This window comes from Tersicoccus mangrovi, assembly GCF_036881825.1.
GTDB classification, from domain to species: Bacteria; Actinomycetota; Actinomycetes; order Actinomycetales; family Micrococcaceae; genus Tersicoccus; species Tersicoccus mangrovi.
This window is the reverse complement of sequence record NZ_JBAJMW010000006.1, coordinates 201495-216833: the sequence shown is the minus strand read 5'-3', so window position 1 is coordinate 216833 and position 15339 is coordinate 201495. Positions and strand designations below refer to the sequence as shown.

The 15339-nt window shown below is 70.5% G+C and carries 25 protein-coding genes; 12 read left to right on the top strand and 13 right to left on the bottom strand.

What is annotated here, in order from left to right:
* Positions 1 to 11 precede the first annotated feature (11 nt).
* Positions 12 to 1250, bottom strand: a complete 1239-nt coding sequence (locus V6N00_RS13695; RefSeq protein WP_334233054.1) for a restriction endonuclease subunit S — start codon at positions 1248 to 1250, stop codon at positions 12 to 14.
* The gene (locus tag V6N00_RS13690) at positions 1243 to 2760 is read right to left on the bottom strand and encodes a type I restriction-modification system subunit M (RefSeq protein WP_334233052.1); all 1518 of its coding nucleotides are present in this window, start codon (positions 2758 to 2760) and stop codon (positions 1243 to 1245) included. Before V6N00_RS13690 ends, V6N00_RS13695 begins: the two co-directional genes overlap by 8 nt.
* A gap of 180 nt (positions 2761 to 2940) precedes the next feature.
* Here V6N00_RS13690 and V6N00_RS13685 point away from each other — a divergent pair, with 180 nt between their 5' ends.
* The 8 genes from V6N00_RS13685 (at position 2941) to V6N00_RS13650 (ending at position 7438) form a co-directional block, all read left to right on the top strand.
* Positions 2941 to 3282 (top strand): hypothetical protein, encoded by a 342-nt coding sequence (locus V6N00_RS13685; RefSeq protein WP_334233051.1) that lies wholly within the window; start codon positions 2941 to 2943, stop codon positions 3280 to 3282.
* Positions 3283 to 3439: 157 nt separating this feature from the next.
* Positions 3440 to 3619, top strand: coding sequence for a hypothetical protein (locus tag V6N00_RS13680; RefSeq protein WP_334233048.1), 180 nt, complete (start codon positions 3440 to 3442; stop codon positions 3617 to 3619).
* A gap of 136 nt (positions 3620 to 3755) precedes the next feature.
* Positions 3756 to 4355, top strand: a complete 600-nt coding sequence (locus V6N00_RS13675) for a 3'-5' exonuclease (protein WP_334233046.1) — start codon at positions 3756 to 3758, stop codon at positions 4353 to 4355.
* A gap of 28 nt (positions 4356 to 4383) precedes the next feature.
* Entirely contained in the window at positions 4384 to 4860 is a 477-nt protein-coding gene (locus V6N00_RS13670) for a hypothetical protein (RefSeq protein ID WP_334233044.1), read from the top strand.
* A gap of 28 nt (positions 4861 to 4888) precedes the next feature.
* Positions 4889 to 5557, top strand: a complete 669-nt coding sequence (locus V6N00_RS13665; RefSeq protein WP_334233042.1) for a hypothetical protein — start codon at positions 4889 to 4891, stop codon at positions 5555 to 5557.
* Positions 5554 to 6393 carry a helix-turn-helix domain-containing protein gene (locus tag V6N00_RS13660; protein ID WP_334233040.1) on the top strand — a complete coding sequence of 280 codons (840 nt, stop codon included), beginning with the start codon at positions 5554 to 5556 and terminating at the stop codon, positions 6391 to 6393. The genes V6N00_RS13665 and V6N00_RS13660 overlap by 4 nt, the downstream gene beginning before the upstream one ends.
* A 105-nt stretch (positions 6394 to 6498) precedes the next feature.
* On the top strand, positions 6499 to 6993 hold the full coding sequence (locus tag V6N00_RS13655) for a hypothetical protein (protein WP_334233038.1): 495 nt from the start codon (positions 6499 to 6501) through the stop codon (positions 6991 to 6993).
* Positions 6908 to 7438 (top strand): DUF1643 domain-containing protein, encoded by a 531-nt coding sequence (locus tag V6N00_RS13650; RefSeq protein ID WP_334233036.1) that lies wholly within the window; start codon positions 6908 to 6910, stop codon positions 7436 to 7438. The genes V6N00_RS13655 and V6N00_RS13650 overlap by 86 nt, the downstream gene beginning before the upstream one ends.
* Before the next feature lie 19 nt (positions 7439 to 7457).
* On the opposite strand, the gene V6N00_RS13645 is transcribed toward V6N00_RS13650, so the two are convergent.
* Complete coding sequence (locus V6N00_RS13645; RefSeq protein WP_334233035.1) at positions 7458 to 7649, bottom strand: hypothetical protein; 192 nt, start codon at positions 7647 to 7649, stop codon at positions 7458 to 7460.
* A 183-nt stretch (positions 7650 to 7832) separates the two neighbouring features.
* Between V6N00_RS13645 and V6N00_RS13640 the strand changes: the two genes are divergently transcribed.
* The 3 genes from V6N00_RS13640 to V6N00_RS13630 all read left to right on the top strand — a co-directional run bounded on the left by V6N00_RS13640 (position 7833) and on the right by V6N00_RS13630 (position 10094).
* Positions 7833 to 8495: a recombinase family protein gene (locus tag V6N00_RS13640; protein WP_334233034.1), complete on the top strand. Its 663-nt coding sequence runs from the start codon at positions 7833 to 7835 to the stop codon at positions 8493 to 8495.
* Between the two features lie 64 nt (positions 8496 to 8559).
* Positions 8560 to 9477: a PRC-barrel domain-containing protein gene (locus tag V6N00_RS13635; protein ID WP_334233032.1), complete on the top strand. Its 918-nt coding sequence runs from the start codon at positions 8560 to 8562 to the stop codon at positions 9475 to 9477.
* Positions 9474 to 10094, top strand: a complete 621-nt coding sequence (locus V6N00_RS13630; RefSeq protein WP_334233030.1) for an RES family NAD+ phosphorylase — start codon at positions 9474 to 9476, stop codon at positions 10092 to 10094. The genes V6N00_RS13635 and V6N00_RS13630 overlap by 4 nt, the downstream gene beginning before the upstream one ends.
* Here the strand turns inward: V6N00_RS13630 and V6N00_RS13625 are convergent.
* From V6N00_RS13625 to V6N00_RS13580, 10 genes are all read right to left on the bottom strand, one after another.
* On the bottom strand, positions 10087 to 10401 hold the full coding sequence (locus V6N00_RS13625) for a DUF7455 domain-containing protein (protein WP_334233028.1): 315 nt from the start codon (positions 10399 to 10401) through the stop codon (positions 10087 to 10089). The two genes, V6N00_RS13630 and V6N00_RS13625, sit on opposite strands and share 8 nt — an antisense overlap.
* A 90-nt stretch (positions 10402 to 10491) precedes the next feature.
* Positions 10492 to 10947, bottom strand: coding sequence for a hypothetical protein (locus V6N00_RS13620; protein WP_334233026.1), 456 nt, complete (start codon positions 10945 to 10947; stop codon positions 10492 to 10494).
* Positions 10944 to 11192: a hypothetical protein gene (locus tag V6N00_RS13615; RefSeq protein WP_334233024.1), complete on the bottom strand. Its 249-nt coding sequence runs from the start codon at positions 11190 to 11192 to the stop codon at positions 10944 to 10946. The genes V6N00_RS13620 and V6N00_RS13615 overlap by 4 nt, the downstream gene beginning before the upstream one ends.
* Before the next feature lie 5 nt (positions 11193 to 11197).
* Complete coding sequence (locus tag V6N00_RS13610) at positions 11198 to 11911, bottom strand: ATP-binding protein (protein ID WP_334233022.1); 714 nt, start codon at positions 11909 to 11911, stop codon at positions 11198 to 11200.
* 58 nt (positions 11912 to 11969) lie between these two features.
* Positions 11970 to 12233 carry a hypothetical protein gene (locus V6N00_RS13605; protein WP_334233020.1) on the bottom strand — a complete coding sequence of 88 codons (264 nt, stop codon included), beginning with the start codon at positions 12231 to 12233 and terminating at the stop codon, positions 11970 to 11972.
* Between the two features lie 31 nt (positions 12234 to 12264).
* Entirely contained in the window at positions 12265 to 13131 is an 867-nt protein-coding gene (locus V6N00_RS13600) for a hypothetical protein (RefSeq protein WP_334233018.1), read from the bottom strand.
* Positions 13128 to 13580: a DUF7680 family protein gene (locus tag V6N00_RS13595; protein WP_334233016.1), complete on the bottom strand. Its 453-nt coding sequence runs from the start codon at positions 13578 to 13580 to the stop codon at positions 13128 to 13130. Before V6N00_RS13595 ends, V6N00_RS13600 begins: the two co-directional genes overlap by 4 nt.
* A gap of 97 nt (positions 13581 to 13677) precedes the next feature.
* Positions 13678 to 13875, bottom strand: a complete 198-nt coding sequence (locus tag V6N00_RS13590; protein WP_334233014.1) for a hypothetical protein — start codon at positions 13873 to 13875, stop codon at positions 13678 to 13680.
* 67 nt (positions 13876 to 13942) lie between these two features.
* On the bottom strand, positions 13943 to 14278 hold the full coding sequence (locus V6N00_RS13585; RefSeq protein WP_334233012.1) for a DUF3846 domain-containing protein: 336 nt from the start codon (positions 14276 to 14278) through the stop codon (positions 13943 to 13945).
* A 99-nt stretch (positions 14279 to 14377) separates the two neighbouring features.
* Positions 14378 to 14923, bottom strand: coding sequence for a hypothetical protein (locus tag V6N00_RS13580; RefSeq protein WP_334233010.1), 546 nt, complete (start codon positions 14921 to 14923; stop codon positions 14378 to 14380).
* Between the two features lie 55 nt (positions 14924 to 14978).
* Between V6N00_RS13580 and V6N00_RS13575 the strand changes: the two genes are divergently transcribed.
* The gene (locus V6N00_RS13575; RefSeq protein WP_334233009.1) at positions 14979 to 15329 is read left to right on the top strand and encodes a hypothetical protein; all 351 of its coding nucleotides are present in this window, start codon (positions 14979 to 14981) and stop codon (positions 15327 to 15329) included.
* Positions 15330 to 15339 lie beyond the last annotated feature (10 nt).

Below are 15339 nucleotides of genomic sequence, written 5' to 3'. Positions count from 1 at the left end.
CACCAGAGGTGTCACGCTGCGGCGTCGCTGGCCTGACCCATCAGCTCGTCGTACGCCGCCGGGATCTCGTGCTCGCCGGAGAGCAACGCGGACAGGAGCTCGGTGCGGGAGTCTTCCAGAGACTGCCGGACGGCGGACGCGGCCCGGACATCTTCGAGCAGGGCATCGCCCAGCGCGCTGATCCGCTGCTGCTCTTCGCGGCTTGGCACGCGAATCGTCTCGTTGGCGAGGTAGTTCGGGATGTTCAGGTTTCGGATGCCGGTGGTGAACTTCTGGTATGGCGCGGCGCGGCCGGCCTCGTAGCTGCTCCACATGAGCCAGAAGGCGAAACTCGGGTCCACGATCTCTGAGTTCGGTCGGAGCAGCCGCATGAAGTCTGACGGCACGACACTGGCGGCGTCTTCAGCCATGCGGATCACCCGGCCAACCGGCTGAGTGGGCGAGCCGCCCGAGCGTTCGAGCACGATGTCGCCGGCCTGGAGGGTTCGCGCATCGGCACGCTTGCGGGAGAGGCTTCGGAGGGTACCGAGGGAGGGTTCCACCTCGGTTCTTGCGTCGGTGAACGCGGAGGTTCCGAGCGCGGTCACCGCGGCTTCTTCGGCGCCAGGCGCACTCCCCCATGACCCGCCGATGACGTAGCTGAACAAGGCGTCGAGCGGCTTCTCTTCGCCCATTGCCTCCATGATCGAGTCCTGCAACACGCTCGCCTGCAGCGCCGTCGCCGCAGTGCGTCTTCCCTCGGCGGCGGTGATGGTGTCGTCGAGGGCACCGATCAGGTCAACGATGCGCCGCTGCTCAGTGATCGGCGGCAGACCGATGCGATGAGCAGAGAACTGAGCCTCTTTCCACCGCTTCCGGCTCTTGGTCGTACCCGTGCATTCAGCGGCCACCTGCTCCCAGACGGCCCGCTGTTGGAAGTGCAGGGCGAGATACTCGGGCACGATCCGACCGGCGTCAAGATCGAACACCGGGAACTCGTTCGATGCGACAGCCTCAGCGTCCGCCGCGTCTACAAGCGCGAACGATCCCTCCGAGGCGAACAGCCGGTTGTACACGAACTGGCCGGGTTGGACTCGGAATAGCCGCTCCGCCTTGATCTCGGACCCGCGCTTCGGCTCGCGAAGGAACGTCCCCTCGGCATACCAGCGGACACCGAGATTGCGGTACTGGTGATCCGCCTCCAGCGTGACGGGAGAGACCCATTGGGTCGCAACATCACCAAGGGGGACCCTGGCCCAGCCGTCACGCATTGAACCCGGCCGCCTTCAGCTTCTCGGCGAGGACCGACTCGGCGGTCGCGAGCTTCTCGCGGGCCTCCTGGTAGGCGAGCAGGGCCTCCTCGACGTTGGCCTCGGCGGCGGTCTCGGCTCGCAGGTATCGGCCGATGTTCAGGTCGTACCCGTTGCCTGCGATCTCGTCCAGGTCGACCAGGCGGAGGCTGAGGCCGCCTTCCCCGTCGACGTCTTCGCCGCGGTGGTAGGCGGCGCTGATCGCCTCGACGTCGTCCTCGCTCATGGTGTTCTGGTTCTTGCCGGGCACGAACCGCTTGGACGCGTCGACCATCAGCACGCGACCGGCCCGGTCCAGCGGCTTGGTGGCGCGGAAGATGAGCAGGCAGACGGGGATGGAGGTGGAGTAGAACAGGTTGTTGGGCAGCCCGATGACGGCCTCGAGCAGGTCGGATTTGAGGATCTCCTCGCGGATCTTGCCGGCTCCCTGACCGCGGAACAGGACGCCATGGGGCATGACGACGCCGACGCGGCCGGTGCCCGGCTTCATGGTGGTGAGCATGTGCTCGATCCAGGCGAAGTCGCCGTTGTTGGCCGGCGGCACCCCGAACGTGGAGCGACCGTAGGGGTCGGTGGCCCAGGTGTCGGCGCCCCAGTTCTGCAGGCTGAACGGCGGATTGGCGATCACCACGTCGAACCGCTTCAGCCGCGCCCCGTACAGCAGCTTGGGCTCCCGGAAGGTGTCGCCGCGGACGATGGTGAAGTCCTCCAGGTCGTGCAGGTAGAGGTTCATCTTGGCGATCGCACTGGTGGTCAGGTTGATCTCCTGACCGTTCAGGCGCAGCGTGTTCGGGTTGCCGCCGGCCTCACGGACGGCCAGGGCCGTTTCGATCAGCATGCCCCCGGACCCGCAGGCCGGGTCGGCGATCTCGTCCCCAGGGCGGGGGTCGAGCAGCTGAACGAGCAGGTGGACGACGTGGCGCGGGGTGAAGAACTCCCCGGCTTTCTTCCCCGACGCCTCGGCGAACTCGCGCAGCAGGTACTCGTAGGCGGAGCCGAGCATGTCGCCGTTGACGGAGTCGGGGTCCAGGCGCACGCCCTGGAAGGTGTTCAGCAACGCCATCAGCGCCGACTGGGGGAGGCGCTCGGTGTTGGCCCACTGGACGTCGCCGAAGACGCCTCGGAGGGTGTCGGGGTTGGCGGTCTGGATGCGCTGCAGCGCCCAGTCGAGCTTGACGCCGGTGTTCTGGGCGGTGCCGATGACGTCAGCCCAGTGACACCCGTCGGGAAGGGTGAAGGTGTGGAACTCGGCCTCGACCTCGGCGGTGATGTCCTCGCCAAGGGCGTCGACGGCTTCGGCGTGCTCGTGGTCCCAGTTGTCGGAGATCCACTTGAAGAACAGGACGGGGAAGACGTAAGCCTTGAAGTCGCCCGGGTCGACGGGCCCGCGCAGAGCATTGGCGGCCGCCCAGAGGGTCGACTCGAGCTGCTGCTGGGTCAAGTGCCCGGCTTCGGTGGATGAAAGCGTCACGCTCGTCCTGTTCTCCTGATGGCCGTCGGCCGCGCCGGCGCCGCTGGTGGTCGATGTTCGTCCACCATGTGTGCGGCATCCACGTTATCGGTCGACGCCAAGCTGCCCTGTCCTCATTCGCCGGTGGGCCGTCTACGCATGTCCCCCGCCGAGCTCGTCGTCGAACCCGGAAGGATCCCCATGGTCTGGGCCATCATCGCCACCGTCGGCCTCGGCGGTGTCCTGGCGCTGCTGGCGGTCTGGTCGCTGGTGTACGCGCTGCGCACGTCAGGGCAGATCAACAACCAGGTCCGCTACCTGATCTCGGGGCTGCTGATCGCCCTGTCGGTGCCGATCTCCCTGGTCGGCGGGTCGCTGCTGGCGAGGGTGGCTGCCCCGATGCTCACGGGGGTTCCGCTGCCGGTGGGACCGGAGGTGGTGTGCAACCTGGTGTGCGCCGCGGTCCTGGCGTTCATCGTCTGGGACGTCGTGCCGACGGACCGGGAGCTGTACGCCGGCTACATCTCCGGCCGGGCCGTCTGAGACCGCCCACGAGCCCTGGGTCTACGCATGTCCCCGGGCAACGGCGGCGCCCTGGGCCGGTCGTGACTGGCCTCTCGCCGGTCCGGGGCGCTGCCGGTACGCGATCGTTACCGGACACGACGGGCGTGCCGTCGCCGGCGCCGGTAGCGTCCCGTCCATGGGGTCCCTGGTCTCGTTCTACGTCGCGTTCGCCGCGCCGATCTTCGCCGCGTTCGTCCTGCTCGCCGTCGCCGTCGTGCTCATCTCCCGCCGCCGCGCCGAGGTGCGCGTGCGCGCCCGGGAGCGGGCGGCCGCCTACCTGGCCGAGCGCACCCCGGCCCAGCTGCAGCACCACTGACCCGGCCCGCACCGTCTGTGCGCGGGAGGCTGGGCCTGCCGCACACATGGGGTGCACGCGGACCTGCCGGGGAGCGCCCCAAGAGCCCCTGGCGGGTCTGCCGCCAACGTCACCGCCCCGTCTGAGGAGTACCGCGATGTCCACCGCCCTGGCCGCCGAGCCGGTCACGATCCCGGGCCTGGACTTCGTGGCCATCGACTTCGAGACCGCCAACCCCAAGCGCGCCTCCGTGTGCCAGATCGGGGTGGCGAAAGTCCTGGACGGGGTGATCACCAAGACGTTCACCTCCTACGTGACCCCTCCCCCGGGTCACCGCGAGTTCGGGCACCGCAACGTGGCGATCCACGGCATCACCGCCCGCGACCTGGTCGGCGCCCCGCACTTCGGCGACATCCTGGACCGGCTGGTCCGCTTCACCGGTGACCTGCCCCTGGTCGGGCACAACGTCTCGGTGGAGCGCTCCGTGATCGTGCAGGGCTCCGAGGCGCTCGGCCTGGCCGCCCCCGACTTCGCCTACCTGTGCACCCACACCCTGGCCAAGCACCGGCTCCCCGGCCTGGCCTCGTACCGGCTGAACACGCTCGTCGACCACCTGGGCCTGCCCGACTTCGGGCACCACGACGCCGGTGAGGACGCCGTCGCCTGCGCCAACCTGGCCATCCACCTCGCCCACGCCGGCGGCTACGACCACTGGAGCACCCTGTGGCCCAGCCAGAAGCGGGTCCGCCGCGACTGAGGTGTGCGCTGCCGCACACATGGGGTGCATGAGCATCTTCGACGGGACCTACGTCCCCCGCCCGGCACTGGCATCCCGCGCCACGCGCCTGGACGACGCGGCCGCCCTGGCGTACTGGTGGGACACCTACCGGGACGAGCCCTTCGCCACGGGCACCTACTCGTTCATGCGCTACGGCCACCGGCTCACCGCCAGGGTCTGTGACATCGTCCTCCTCGAGCAGATCGGACCCGACGGGACGGTCGCCAGCCACGAACTGGTCCCGATCGAGGAGTTCGAGCAGGTGTATATGCCCGCCCCCACCACCGAGGCCGTCGCGCCCGGGGCGGCCCGCTACCAGTACGGCATCGCCCGCGCCTCCCAGCCCGAGAAGGTGCACCCGCACATCAGCCTCGCCCAGGCCCGCTGCGCGGCACGCGCGAAGAACCGCAGCGCCGTCACCGACTGGATCGTCGTCCGACGCGGTGCGCCCGTCCAGTGGGAGCCGGTCCCGGCCGACGGGTGAGGCCGGCGGTGCCGCACACATGGGCCCCATGACCGCCGTCACCTATCCCCGCCCCGTCACCGCCACCTTGCACGTCCACCTCGAGGACGGGCACGACTGGCCCGCCGACGAGGCGGACCTGGCCCGCTTCGGCTACACCCCCACCAGCCCCGCACCGGCCGCCGAACCGGAGGCGATGACGGCACTCGAGCACCCGGCGCCCGAGCCTGCCCCAGAGCCCGATCCGGAGCCGGTGCCGCTCTCGCCCACGCAGGTGGCCACCGAGATCTTCAACCTGGTCTGGGCGATCGGCCAGGTCGAGCGGCACCAGCTCAACGAGGGCACCCACCGGCTGCTCACCGCGATCCACCACAACGTCGGTGACATCCTGGGCATGCCAGCCCCGGCCGCCGCGCCCACCCGGAAGCGCCCGGTCCCGGCCATCGAGGACCGACCCCTGACGGGCCAGGAGCTGCAGCGCGCAGTCGCTCTGCGCCGGTCCGGGCTGAGCTTCCTGCAGATCGGGACGGAGCTGCGCGCCCCGGTGGGCGCGATCGCCGACCTGTTCGACGCGCGCGGGTCCGGCCGTCAGATCCTGGACCCCCTGCAGGTCCGGCAGGCCCGGCGCCTGCACAGTGAGGGCCGCACCGTCACCCAGATCGCCGACCTGTACCGCGTGCCCGCGGCCAGCATCGCCCGGCTGCTGGTGGCCGCGTGAGCACCGGTGCGGGAGCGACGGCCGACGCCGCACACATGGGGGCCATGATCACCGCAACCTATGACCGCCCCATCGAAGCCACCCTCGCCGTCCAGCTCGAGAACGGGGAGGAGTGGCCGGCCACCGCCGAGGACGTCGCCCGCTTCGGCTACCAGCCCATCGACCAGGTCTCCACCTCCGCCCCGGTCGCCGAGCCTGCACCGGCTGCCGTCGCCAGCGCTGATCACGAGCTTCTGGGCCGCAAGGTCCTCGGCCTCGTCGGGCCTCTCCTGCAGGACCCGGCCTCCGCCCACCGGCAGGCCATCCTCGACGCCGGCGGCGAGGCCCTGGCCACCGGGGTGCACACCTGGCTGCTGTCCCTGTCCCAGTACCTCAAGTCCGAGTCCACCACCGCTCCAGAGAAGCTGCTCACCGACCTCACCAGCCTGCTCACCACCCACGCTTCGCCGCAGCTGTGGCCCTCGCAAGCGCTCGACCAGCTGGCCGCCAAGCGCACCCAGAAGGTCGCCGCATCGGCTCCGAAGGGCAAGGGTGGGCGGCAGCCAGCCCTGTCCACCCAGCGCGCCTCCCGCGTCCGGAAGCTGCACGCCGAGGGCATGAGCGTGGCCGACATCGCCCGCAAGCTCGGTGTGGCAAGCGCATCGGTCGAGCGCGCGCTGGACACCGGGAGGAAGTTCAGCCCCGCGGGGACCCCGGCGGCGATGATCGAGGCGGCTCGGAAGCTGCGCGCGGAGGGCAAGACCTGGCCGCAGGTGGGTGCCGAGCTCGGAGTCAACGTCAAGTCCATCACCAACGCCGTCAATCGGCTGGAGCGGCTGGAGCGGGAGGCCGCCTGATTCAGGCTCTCCATCCGGGCGCGCCGTCACCCACACCGGGGACGGCGCGCTCGGCCGTTCCGGAGCCTGTTCTGCGCCGAGCGCGGTGCCGCACACATGGGCCCCATGCACACCGCCACCTTCGACCGGCCCATCTCCGGCACGCTGATCGTCCGCCTCGAGAACGGCAACGAGTTCGAGGCGTCCGCCGAGGACGTGCGCCGGTTCGGCTTCATCGATGAGGACGCCCCGGCCGGCCGCTTCAGCGCAATTGTGCGCGACCTCGAGACCCTCTCCGCCCACACCCGGCCGCTGGACGCGTCCGACCGGCCGGTCATCGATGAGGCCATCGGCACGCTCGCCACCCTGGTCAACCACCTCACCAGCACGACCCCGGCCGCAGGCGACCACCGCCATGTCCTCCGGCGCATCAGCGCCCTCCTCACCCGGACCAGCCCGAGGCGCGCCGGTGAGCGGCGCGCCTCGGGCATGATCGGATCCAGAGCAAACACGAGCAGAACCAGGAGAGCTGAACATGGCGATCGCCGACGCGGTGCACCGGGACGCGGTCCTCTCCGCCGACGGCGTCTACCGGTACCGGCTGACCCGAACCTGGGGTGAAGGCAGCACCGTCCTGTTCGTCATGCTCAACCCGTCCACCGCCGACCACACGGTGGACGACCCGACGATCCGCCGGTGCATCGGCTTCGCCCGCGCCTGGGGCCACGGCAGCCTCACCGTGGCCAACCTGTACGCCTACCGCGCCACGAAGCCCGCGGACCTGTGGCGCGCGGCCGACCCGGTCGGCCCTGACTGCGACGAGCACCTGGCCCAAGCAGCGGCCGCCGCGGACCGGGTCATCGTCGCCTGGGGCGCCCACGGCCGACCCGACCGAGTCGCCGCGGTGCACGCCCTGCTCGGGGACCGGGCGGAGGCGCTGAAGCTGACCGCCGCCGGCGCGCCGGGCCACCCGCTGTACATCCGGGCCGACACGGTCCCCGTCCCGTGGGCCGGCCTCGTGACCATGCCGAGCAACCGCCGGCGGACCGCCCCGACGCGGAACTAGCCGTCGCCCAGCGCGGCGGTCAGGAGCCCTCGTCCTGCCGCACCGTGACGGTGAACGTGGACGGGTTCAGCTCGTAGAGGGTGACGATCGAGTCCTTGACCATCGCCGGGGCGTCCTTGAGCCGTCGCACCTGGGTGGCGGTCTCGAACGGCCCCTCCACCTTGAGGAACCACCAGCGCCCGCCCCGGGTCGCCGTCGCCTCGATCCCCATGCTCCCCCCCCCGGCGTCGGGCGGTGCCCGCCCGTCTCACGGACACTACCTTGGCGCGCCACCCCGAATCCGGGCTCGCGGGCCCCTCCACGACCCCCTGGTTGTCTCACCGACCCGGTCTCATGGGCGGATCTCACGGCTCTACAAGGAGAACTGACACAGGCGACCGCTACAGTCCGGGCCATGGGAATGCTCCTGGGTTACGCACGTGTCTCCACCACCGACCAGCACGGCCGGCTGCAGTTCGACGCCCTCACCTCCTACGGTGTGGCCGAGGAGCGGATCTGGTTCGACCAGATCACCGGGGCGAAGTCGGCGCGCGAACGGCCGGCGATGTCCGAGCTGCTCAAGTACGCCCGCGAGGGCGATGAGATCGTCGTCTACCGCATCGACCGGCTGGGCCGATCCATGCTCGACATCCTCAACACGGTCGCCCTGCTCACCGAACGCAAGATCGGACTGAGGTCCCTGGTCGACAACATCGACCCCTCCACCCCGGCCGGCCGACTGCAGCTGGGCCTGTTCGCCACCCTCGCCGAGTACGAGCGGGAGCTGACCAACGAGCGGGTCCGCGCCGGCATCATGGCCGCCAAGGAGCGCGGCGTGCGGTTCGGGCAGAAGCCGGTGGACCCCGACACCGTCCAGGACAAGGTCGAGCTCGCCCGCCAGATGCTGGCCGACGGCAAGACCGGGGAGCGGGTCGCCAAGGCGGTCGGCTGGTCCCGGGCCACCCTCTACCGGTACCTGCGCCAGTACGGCGCCGAGACCCCGATCGACGCCCAGGTCGCCGTCGGCCGCGCCCGCTCCCGGTACGCCGACGTCAAGACCCTGCCCCCACGGGACTGAGTCTTGTTGACCCTGTTGACGCCGGGTAAGGTGGCATCACCCCACATCCGAGGAGGTACACACGATGGCTGACGCAGGCCTGGTCGACGGCGCCGAGATTCCGCGTTACGTCGGGCTGCCTCCGGGCGACGACATCATGGTCGTCGACCAGAGTGGTGACCGCATCGGCGAGATCAGTGAGGTGTACGTCGACGAATCGACGGGCAGCCCATTTTGGATCGCGGTCAAGATCGGCGCCTTCGGGACTCGGGAAACCTTCATCCCGCTCGGGGGTGCAGACGCAGGCGAAGACCAGGACAGCCTGCACGTGCCGTTCGATACGTCGACGGTAGTGCGCGCACCCGCAGTTGACCCAGACGAGGAACGGCTCACCTTGCCCCAGGAGCTGGCCCTGTTCCGCTACTACGGAATGACATCGACAGCCGCCGCTGCGGCCAGTAGCGCCGTGGCCAGCATCGTGCTGAACGGCATGGACGTGTCCAGGTTCGCGACTGCTGGCCTCATCTCAGCGCTCCAATCTCGGTTCGCCAACCTCAACCTCGGACCCATGATCGGTCATGCCGGATCCATCGAGGCGCTGGCAGACCGGATGATCGCAGCGATTCCCACCGCTGGACCGTTCGACGAGGAGGTCGGCCCGTTCTACGACACCGCTGGGCTCAGGAAGCGCTTCGATCTCAGCCGGCAGGCGATCGACCAGCGAGTCAAGCGCGGGGACCTGCTCTGCCTGAAGACCTCGGACAACCACCGGCTGTACCCGTCCTTCCAGTTCGACGAGCACGGAGATGGGATTCCGCGGCTCCGAGAAGTGCTCGAGCTTCTGCCGGAGGAGAAAGAGTACGGGCCGTGGCAAGCCGCTGCATGGCTAAACGCCGCTGGCGACGATCTTGACGGCTTGACTCCTGCCGAGGTGTTGCGCACTGGCCGCTCGGACGATGTGATCCGCCTCGCCCGGCAGGCCGGTGCACCGTGGCGGAGGTGACCCGTGATCAGTCCTTCCAGGACGAGCCGGATCCCAGCCTCGACTTCAGTGCCTTCCCGTCAGTGACCTGCGCCCTCGACAGCGGGCATCGCGCCCACTCGGCCGACTTTGGGCCCGGGTGGTACTCAAGCAGCGGGGACGGCCGGTTCGACCTTGCCGAACCGCTCGGCACCCTCTACTCGGCGGACGACGTCGAAACCGCGACGCGCGAGTACGTCGGGCCCTCTCTTCGCGGACGCCGGAAGATCAAGAGGGAGCTGGCGGAGCGATTCGTCGTCTCCGAGATCACACTGCCCGAAGGGAAGAACTACGCCGACCTCGGCTCGCGCACCGCTGAGCGCTTCGACGTGATCCGAGAACTGCTGACCACCACGGACTACGACCTGACCCAGACCTGGGCGCACGCCTTCGAGGACAGGGCGAAGTTGGACGGCGTCCGGTATCCGACGCGGTTCACCCTCGGGGAGCCGAACGCGTGGGCACTGTACGGCCCCGCCGGAGCAGACCCATCGATCACCTCCATCAGCATGATCGACGGACCGACCGCCTGCACCGAATCTGGTCTGCAGGTCGTCGACGGGCCGGGCCACAGTTCCAGCTACCGAAAGATCACGTAGCCGCGGGCTCCTCGAGGTCGAGGTGCCAGAGGGCCTCGGGGTCGATCCACCATGACAGCATCCGGGAGGCCAGGATCGCCGGCAGGTGCTGGCGGGTGTGGTGGGCGCAGAGCATCAGCTCCCCGGACGCGTAGCCGAAGACGGCCGCGGCCGCGGAGGCGGGACCGCACTGGTCGCATCGGTCGTTCAGGTCGGGGCGCAGGTCCTCGGACTGGCCGGTCAGGGCAGTGCGGACCAGCTCGGTGAACGAGGCGGGGGCCTGCACGTCGGCCGGGACGGCGATGGGCTCGATGACGGGGGTGCTCATGGTCCCCATGTGTGCGGCACCGGCAGTCTCCCCGCACGGCACCGCTGCATTTGTATCAGTCAGGCGATACAAATGCAGCAGCCGCCTCGTCTAGGACGGGTCGGTGGCGATCTCCACGGCGGCCGGGCGGTAGTGCTCGATGACGCCGCGCGCGATGATCGCCAGGGCCAGGCCCGGCACCCCGAACATGGCCGGGTGCGCAGAGACGAGGGCGGCGATGCTGAGCACCAGGGCGGCCACGCCGAGGATCGGTTCGACCGGGTGGCGGAAGCCGATCAGGGACCGGACCGTGACCGTGCCGATGACCTGCCCGGCCACGATCAGCCCGACGACGGCGGAGAGCATCACCACCGTCCAGGCCTCGATCTGCGCGCTCGAGCCGGCCAGGGTCAGTGCGGTCAGCTGGTCGGGGTCCGGGTCGATCACCACGAAGAGGCGGATGAGGGCGGCCGCGGCCAACAGGAGCCCCAGACTCGCGCCGGCGAGCATGCGGATCAGCGGCACGTTCACGGTGGTCGTGGCGGTCGGGGTGTCGGTGGTGCTCACGGGAAGACTCCTGTCGGCGGGTACAGCAGGTCGGTGATCAGGTCCGCCAGGTGCTGGCGGTGAGCGAGCTCGGCGGCGTACAGGGGCCCGGGCCAGGTCTGCCTGCAGCCGCAGCCGGGGATCCCGGAGGTGACGGTGAGCCGGTGCTCGCCCAGGAACCGGAACAGGCCGGCGGCCAGGGGGCGGCGCCGGTCCTCCCGTGGGGCGCGTGGCGGCGCGAGGACCGGTGCAGTGAGGGCGGGCATGCGCCTCAGCTGGCCTTCGACTCGGGCAGGTGGGTCTGGGCGTGGGCGAGGTCGATCCGGTGCGGCTCCTGGTCGCCGATCTGGATGACGGCGTCGTGGCGGCCGGCGACCGCCGGCGCTCCCCCGGCACCGAACAGGGCGACCCGGGCCAGCCCGGTGGTGGGGCCGAGGCTGACCCGGGCGTCGAAGGTGGCCGCAGGCGGCAGCCCGAGCTGGCGGGACGGGCTCTGGGTGGCGATCACGACCTGGACGGCCACCCCGCGGGCTGCGGTGAGCAGGCCGGTCAGGGCGGTGCGGAGCCGGTCGAGGTCGACGAGCTGCGCCGGGGTGGTGGTCGGGTCCGAAGCGAGCAGGACATGCGCGTCGTCGATGACCAGCAGCACCGGGTCGTCGGTGTTGGCCCCGCCTTCGAGGCGGTTGTCGGTGAGGGTGCGGACGCACTGGATGAGGGTGTGCGCGTCCCAGGCGGTGGTGGCGATGCCGGCGAGCCGGTACGCGAACGGGGCGTAGTCGGCCAGGGTCCGCTGCGTGCCGGCGACGTAGACGTGCGCGTCGGCGTCCAGGTGGGCGGCCACGATGGTGGCGGCGAGGTGGCTTTTGCCACTGCCGGCGGCGCCGGTGATCAGCAGGTGTTGGTCACGACCGAGGCTCACCGGTGCCCCGGCCCGGTCGGTGCCCATGATCGTCCCGGGTGTCGGGGTGGTCGGCGGTGCGCTCACGCGGGTGTGCTCCTGTCGGTGACGGGTGTGTCTGTTCGCTGGACATGCGTAGATCGACTCAGGCCGCGGCGGGCCACGCGTCGACGTGGTAGCCGAGGGCATCGAAGGCGCCGGCTGCGGCGGGCAGGTCTCCGGCGGCGAGCAGGCCGACGGCACGGTCGAACGCGTCGGCGTCCACTACGGCCGCGGGGTGCGGGTCGGTGCGCCCGGTGAGCGCGCGGCGCAGGCGCTGGCGGCGGGATCGTCGCGGGGTGCGGTAGGCGAGCTCGATGAGGACGGTGCCGTGGCGCGCGAGGAACCGGTGGCGGTGTTGTGGGGTCATGCCCGTGGACATGCGTAGGCCGCCGCGCCGGTCAGTCCCCGGCGACGGGCTCCGTGTCCTCGCGGGCGAACCGCGCGGCGAGCTCCTCGCGCAGGCCAGTCAGCTGGTGCTCACCCGCGCCGTCGGCGAACAGGTCGACGGTGGGCTCGGCCAGTCGCGGTTCGATCGCCAGGGCTGCCGATTCCCACCGGTTGGTCTCGCGCATCGCCTCGAAGACGATCCTGAACGGGTCGTTGGGCTCAGGGGCCGCCTTGATCCGGTGCTCGGTGTAGGCGTTCCGGGCGATGCGCCGGGCGCGCTGGCGCCGGGTCGGGACAGACCGCAGGATCAGCGACTCCTCCCCGCCTCGGAGAGAGATCGCACTGAACAGGCCCCCGTCGATCTCGGGCCGAAGCCTGAAGGTGAGCATCGTATCGGCCGGCACGCCGATGCCGGGCAGCACCCGGTCCCAGGCCTCGCGCCGCTGACCCCATTCGGCCCGGGTGACGTCGTCGGGTCGATCCGTGTCGTTCCAGTACGGGTAGGGCTCCACGCCGGGCAGCGCTTCGAAGGGCTCGGTGTACTCGCGCTGGTCCGAGGACAGCAGCGCGTGGATGCGCCCGGTGGCCGGGTCGCGGCCGAAGGAGAGCCCGACCGAGTTGGGGTCGCGCTCACGGTCGAGATGGTCGAGGCCCTTCTGCGCCTTCCTCCATTCGGTGAAGGTGTCCACCAAGGGGCGAACGTGTCGGTCCTCCCCGCGCAGGTCAGCATCGTCGATCGTGGTGATCACCAGTTCGGCGAACATGGTGGCGTCGAGCTGGTCCCGGATCGGGTCGAGGGCCTCCCGCACGATGGGGATAATGGCGAACGGGTCGGCACCCTGGGCGAGACGGTACCCGTTGCGGATCGTCGTGCTCATCGGGCTTCCGCCCCGAACAGGGCCCGCAGCGCGTCGATCGCCCGGGAGCCGTGCCGCTCGTACTTCGCGAACCAGTAGTACGTCTCCTCGATGCTCAGGTCCTCGAGCTGGGAGGCGAGGTCGACGATGGACTGCGGGGTGCGGTCGCGCGCGGCCAGGACCAGGAGGGTGAGCAGGATCCCGGAGTCCTGGGTGATCGAGATCGGCTCGTGGGTGCGCTTGGCCTCCTTGATGGCGGCCAGCGGGTGATTGCCCTTGCGGACAGCCCGACCGATCGTGGCCGTCAGCAGGTTCGCCTGACCGCGGTCGATGCGAGAGACCTCCTCGAAGCGCGCCTCGCGACGGTGCTCGCCCCAGCCGACGGGACGCTGGTAGCGGGTGATGACGAGGTCGTGCTCGGTGAAGCCGAGGTGAAAGTCCTTGACGTACAGGAGGGGTTCTGCGCTCATGGGCCCCATGTGTGCGGCACCCGCGGCCTCGCTCACCCCGCCGGCGGCTCGTACGTGTCCGTGAGCCCGGCCAGGTATCGGAAGCTGGCGGTCGCCTTCACGTCCGTGCGAGGGCGTCCTCAGCCCGCTGGACGGAGAGCCGCGCGGCGGCGTCACGTGAGTCGGCCTCGGCCGCCTCGCGGACGGTGACCGTCTGGATGTGAGCCCACAGGTGCTCGGGCAGCGGCTCGGCGCCAGCCCCGGCGATCTCCTCGTAGCGGCGGATGAACTCGGCCAGCGGCAGGGGCGTGCTCATCGGACGTCCACTCGGTACCGGATTCGTGCCGCCTTCTCCGCCGTCGCCCGCAGCGTCACCTGCGCGCTCACGCGGCACCGCGCAGACCCAGCAGGCGGGTGAACTGAGCGGCCTGCTCGTCGTCCAGCCCGGTGTCGCCGCCCATCTCGTCGACACCACCGAGGATCACGGCCGGACCGACGATGACGTCGGAGGCAGAGACACGCTCGTCGACCGCGCTGGTGGCGGCCAGGTTCAGCGGCAACCCCGCGAGCTTGCCCTCCTCGTTGAGATACATGTTGGCGCCGAACCGTGCCGGCACGGCCTCGATGTGGCCGTCGACGAGTCGCTGGAGAGTCTCCAGCTCCGCGTCGATGTCCTCGAACCGGGCGGACCCGTCGGCGGGGATGATCAGGGCGCGCATGATGCTCCTTCACGGGGTCGGCGGGCCGACTGCCCGCGCTCGACTCCCATGTGTGCGGCGCGCGCCGCCCCTCGGACCGAACGCGTGAGGCACCGGGGCTCAGCGCGCCGCCGAGCCGGCCTTGAGGATCGCGATCGTTCGCTGGTCCTGGCTGAGGGCACCGGCGAAGGGACTCATCTGGCGCAGGTCGGTGGCGCGCTCGTCGGTGGCGAGCATGCGGGCCCTGATTTCGGGTTCCGACGCGTTGAGCAGCTGGTCCCATTCGTCAAGCCAGCTCTGGGCGATCTGGCTGCGCGGCCGATCCCGCATCCGCTCGAGGTTGCGCCGGGCTGTCTTCACGACGTGAGCAGGGTCGGCACGGAGCTGGTCGGCGACGGCGCGGTGAAGTTCCCAGGCGACCCGGTCCTCGCGGCGGTCCAACTGCGGCCTTCGGCGGCGGGCCATCGCGATGGCGTCCTGGACGACCTTGTTGCTGATCCCGAGTCGCTCGGCGACGCGGCGGATGGACAGTCCGCCGGCGTGCAGCGCGAAGATCGCCTCCTGCCGCTGTTCGGCGGCACGGAGCATCGCCTGTCGGGCTTCCTCGGACGCTTCCGCCAGGCGCTTCTGCTCGTCGACCAGGCCGTCGATCATCCGTTCCTCCACGGCCGCATGGTACCCCCATACAGTCGGGTCAGCTCAGGGGTGGGATGCTGGGGCGGTGGGACATCGAGGCTCGAGCAGCGACGACCTGGCGGTCGCCACGATCACCGGGGTGGTCTCCCGGTACGCAGCCTCCCGACAGGGCGAGTTCTCCGATGCGGTGGCCGCGGTGCGGGAGGTCGCCGGCGGGCGCGCGGACCTGCTCGGCGTCGTGGCTGGCACCTTCCGCGGCCGGTACCGGGCCGACCCGCAGGACGCCTGGTGGGCGCCGGACGCGGAGCGACTGTGCGTGCAGGCCGGCGCGGACGTCGAGGTGGCCCGCGCTGAGGCCGACATCGTCGAACGGCGGCTTCGGTCCGCGCGGTTCGGTCCTGCCTCGGATCCCGCCGCCCACTCGACCGGCACCTGACCGGGGCCCG

Bases quoted from the DNA above. Each gene is read 5' to 3' on its own strand.
- V6N00_RS13695 (WP_334233054.1), bottom strand. From the start codon at position 1,250: ATGCGTGACGGCTGGGCCAGGGTCCCCCTTGGTGATGTTGCGACCCAA.
- V6N00_RS13685 (WP_334233051.1), top strand. From the start codon at position 2,941: ATGGTCTGGGCCATCATCGCCACCGTCGGCCTCGGCGGTGTCCTGGCG.
- V6N00_RS13680 (WP_334233048.1), top strand. From the start codon at position 3,440: ATGGGGTCCCTGGTCTCGTTCTACGTCGCGTTCGCCGCGCCGATCTTC.
- V6N00_RS13675 (WP_334233046.1), top strand. From the start codon at position 3,756: ATGTCCACCGCCCTGGCCGCCGAGCCGGTCACGATCCCGGGCCTGGAC.
- V6N00_RS13670 (WP_334233044.1), top strand. From the start codon at position 4,384: ATGAGCATCTTCGACGGGACCTACGTCCCCCGCCCGGCACTGGCATCC.
- V6N00_RS13665 (WP_334233042.1), top strand. From the start codon at position 4,889: ATGACCGCCGTCACCTATCCCCGCCCCGTCACCGCCACCTTGCACGTC.
- V6N00_RS13655 (WP_334233038.1), top strand. From the start codon at position 6,499: ATGCACACCGCCACCTTCGACCGGCCCATCTCCGGCACGCTGATCGTC.
- V6N00_RS13650 (WP_334233036.1), top strand. From the start codon at position 6,908: ATGGCGATCGCCGACGCGGTGCACCGGGACGCGGTCCTCTCCGCCGAC.
- V6N00_RS13645 (WP_334233035.1), bottom strand. From the start codon at position 7,649: ATGGGGATCGAGGCGACGGCGACCCGGGGCGGGCGCTGGTGGTTCCTC.
- V6N00_RS13640 (WP_334233034.1), top strand. From the start codon at position 7,833: ATGGGAATGCTCCTGGGTTACGCACGTGTCTCCACCACCGACCAGCAC.
- V6N00_RS13635 (WP_334233032.1), top strand. From the start codon at position 8,560: ATGGCTGACGCAGGCCTGGTCGACGGCGCCGAGATTCCGCGTTACGTC.
- V6N00_RS13625 (WP_334233028.1), bottom strand. From the start codon at position 10,401: ATGAGCACCCCCGTCATCGAGCCCATCGCCGTCCCGGCCGACGTGCAG.
- V6N00_RS13615 (WP_334233024.1), bottom strand. From the start codon at position 11,192: ATGCCCGCCCTCACTGCACCGGTCCTCGCGCCGCCACGCGCCCCACGG.
- V6N00_RS13605 (WP_334233020.1), bottom strand. From the start codon at position 12,233: ATGACCCCACAACACCGCCACCGGTTCCTCGCGCGCCACGGCACCGTC.
- V6N00_RS13600 (WP_334233018.1), bottom strand. From the start codon at position 13,131: ATGAGCACGACGATCCGCAACGGGTACCGTCTCGCCCAGGGTGCCGAC.
- V6N00_RS13595 (WP_334233016.1), bottom strand. From the start codon at position 13,580: ATGAGCGCAGAACCCCTCCTGTACGTCAAGGACTTTCACCTCGGCTTC.
- V6N00_RS13590 (WP_334233014.1), bottom strand. From the start codon at position 13,875: ATGAGCACGCCCCTGCCGCTGGCCGAGTTCATCCGCCGCTACGAGGAG.
- V6N00_RS13585 (WP_334233012.1), bottom strand. From the start codon at position 14,278: ATGCGCGCCCTGATCATCCCCGCCGACGGGTCCGCCCGGTTCGAGGAC.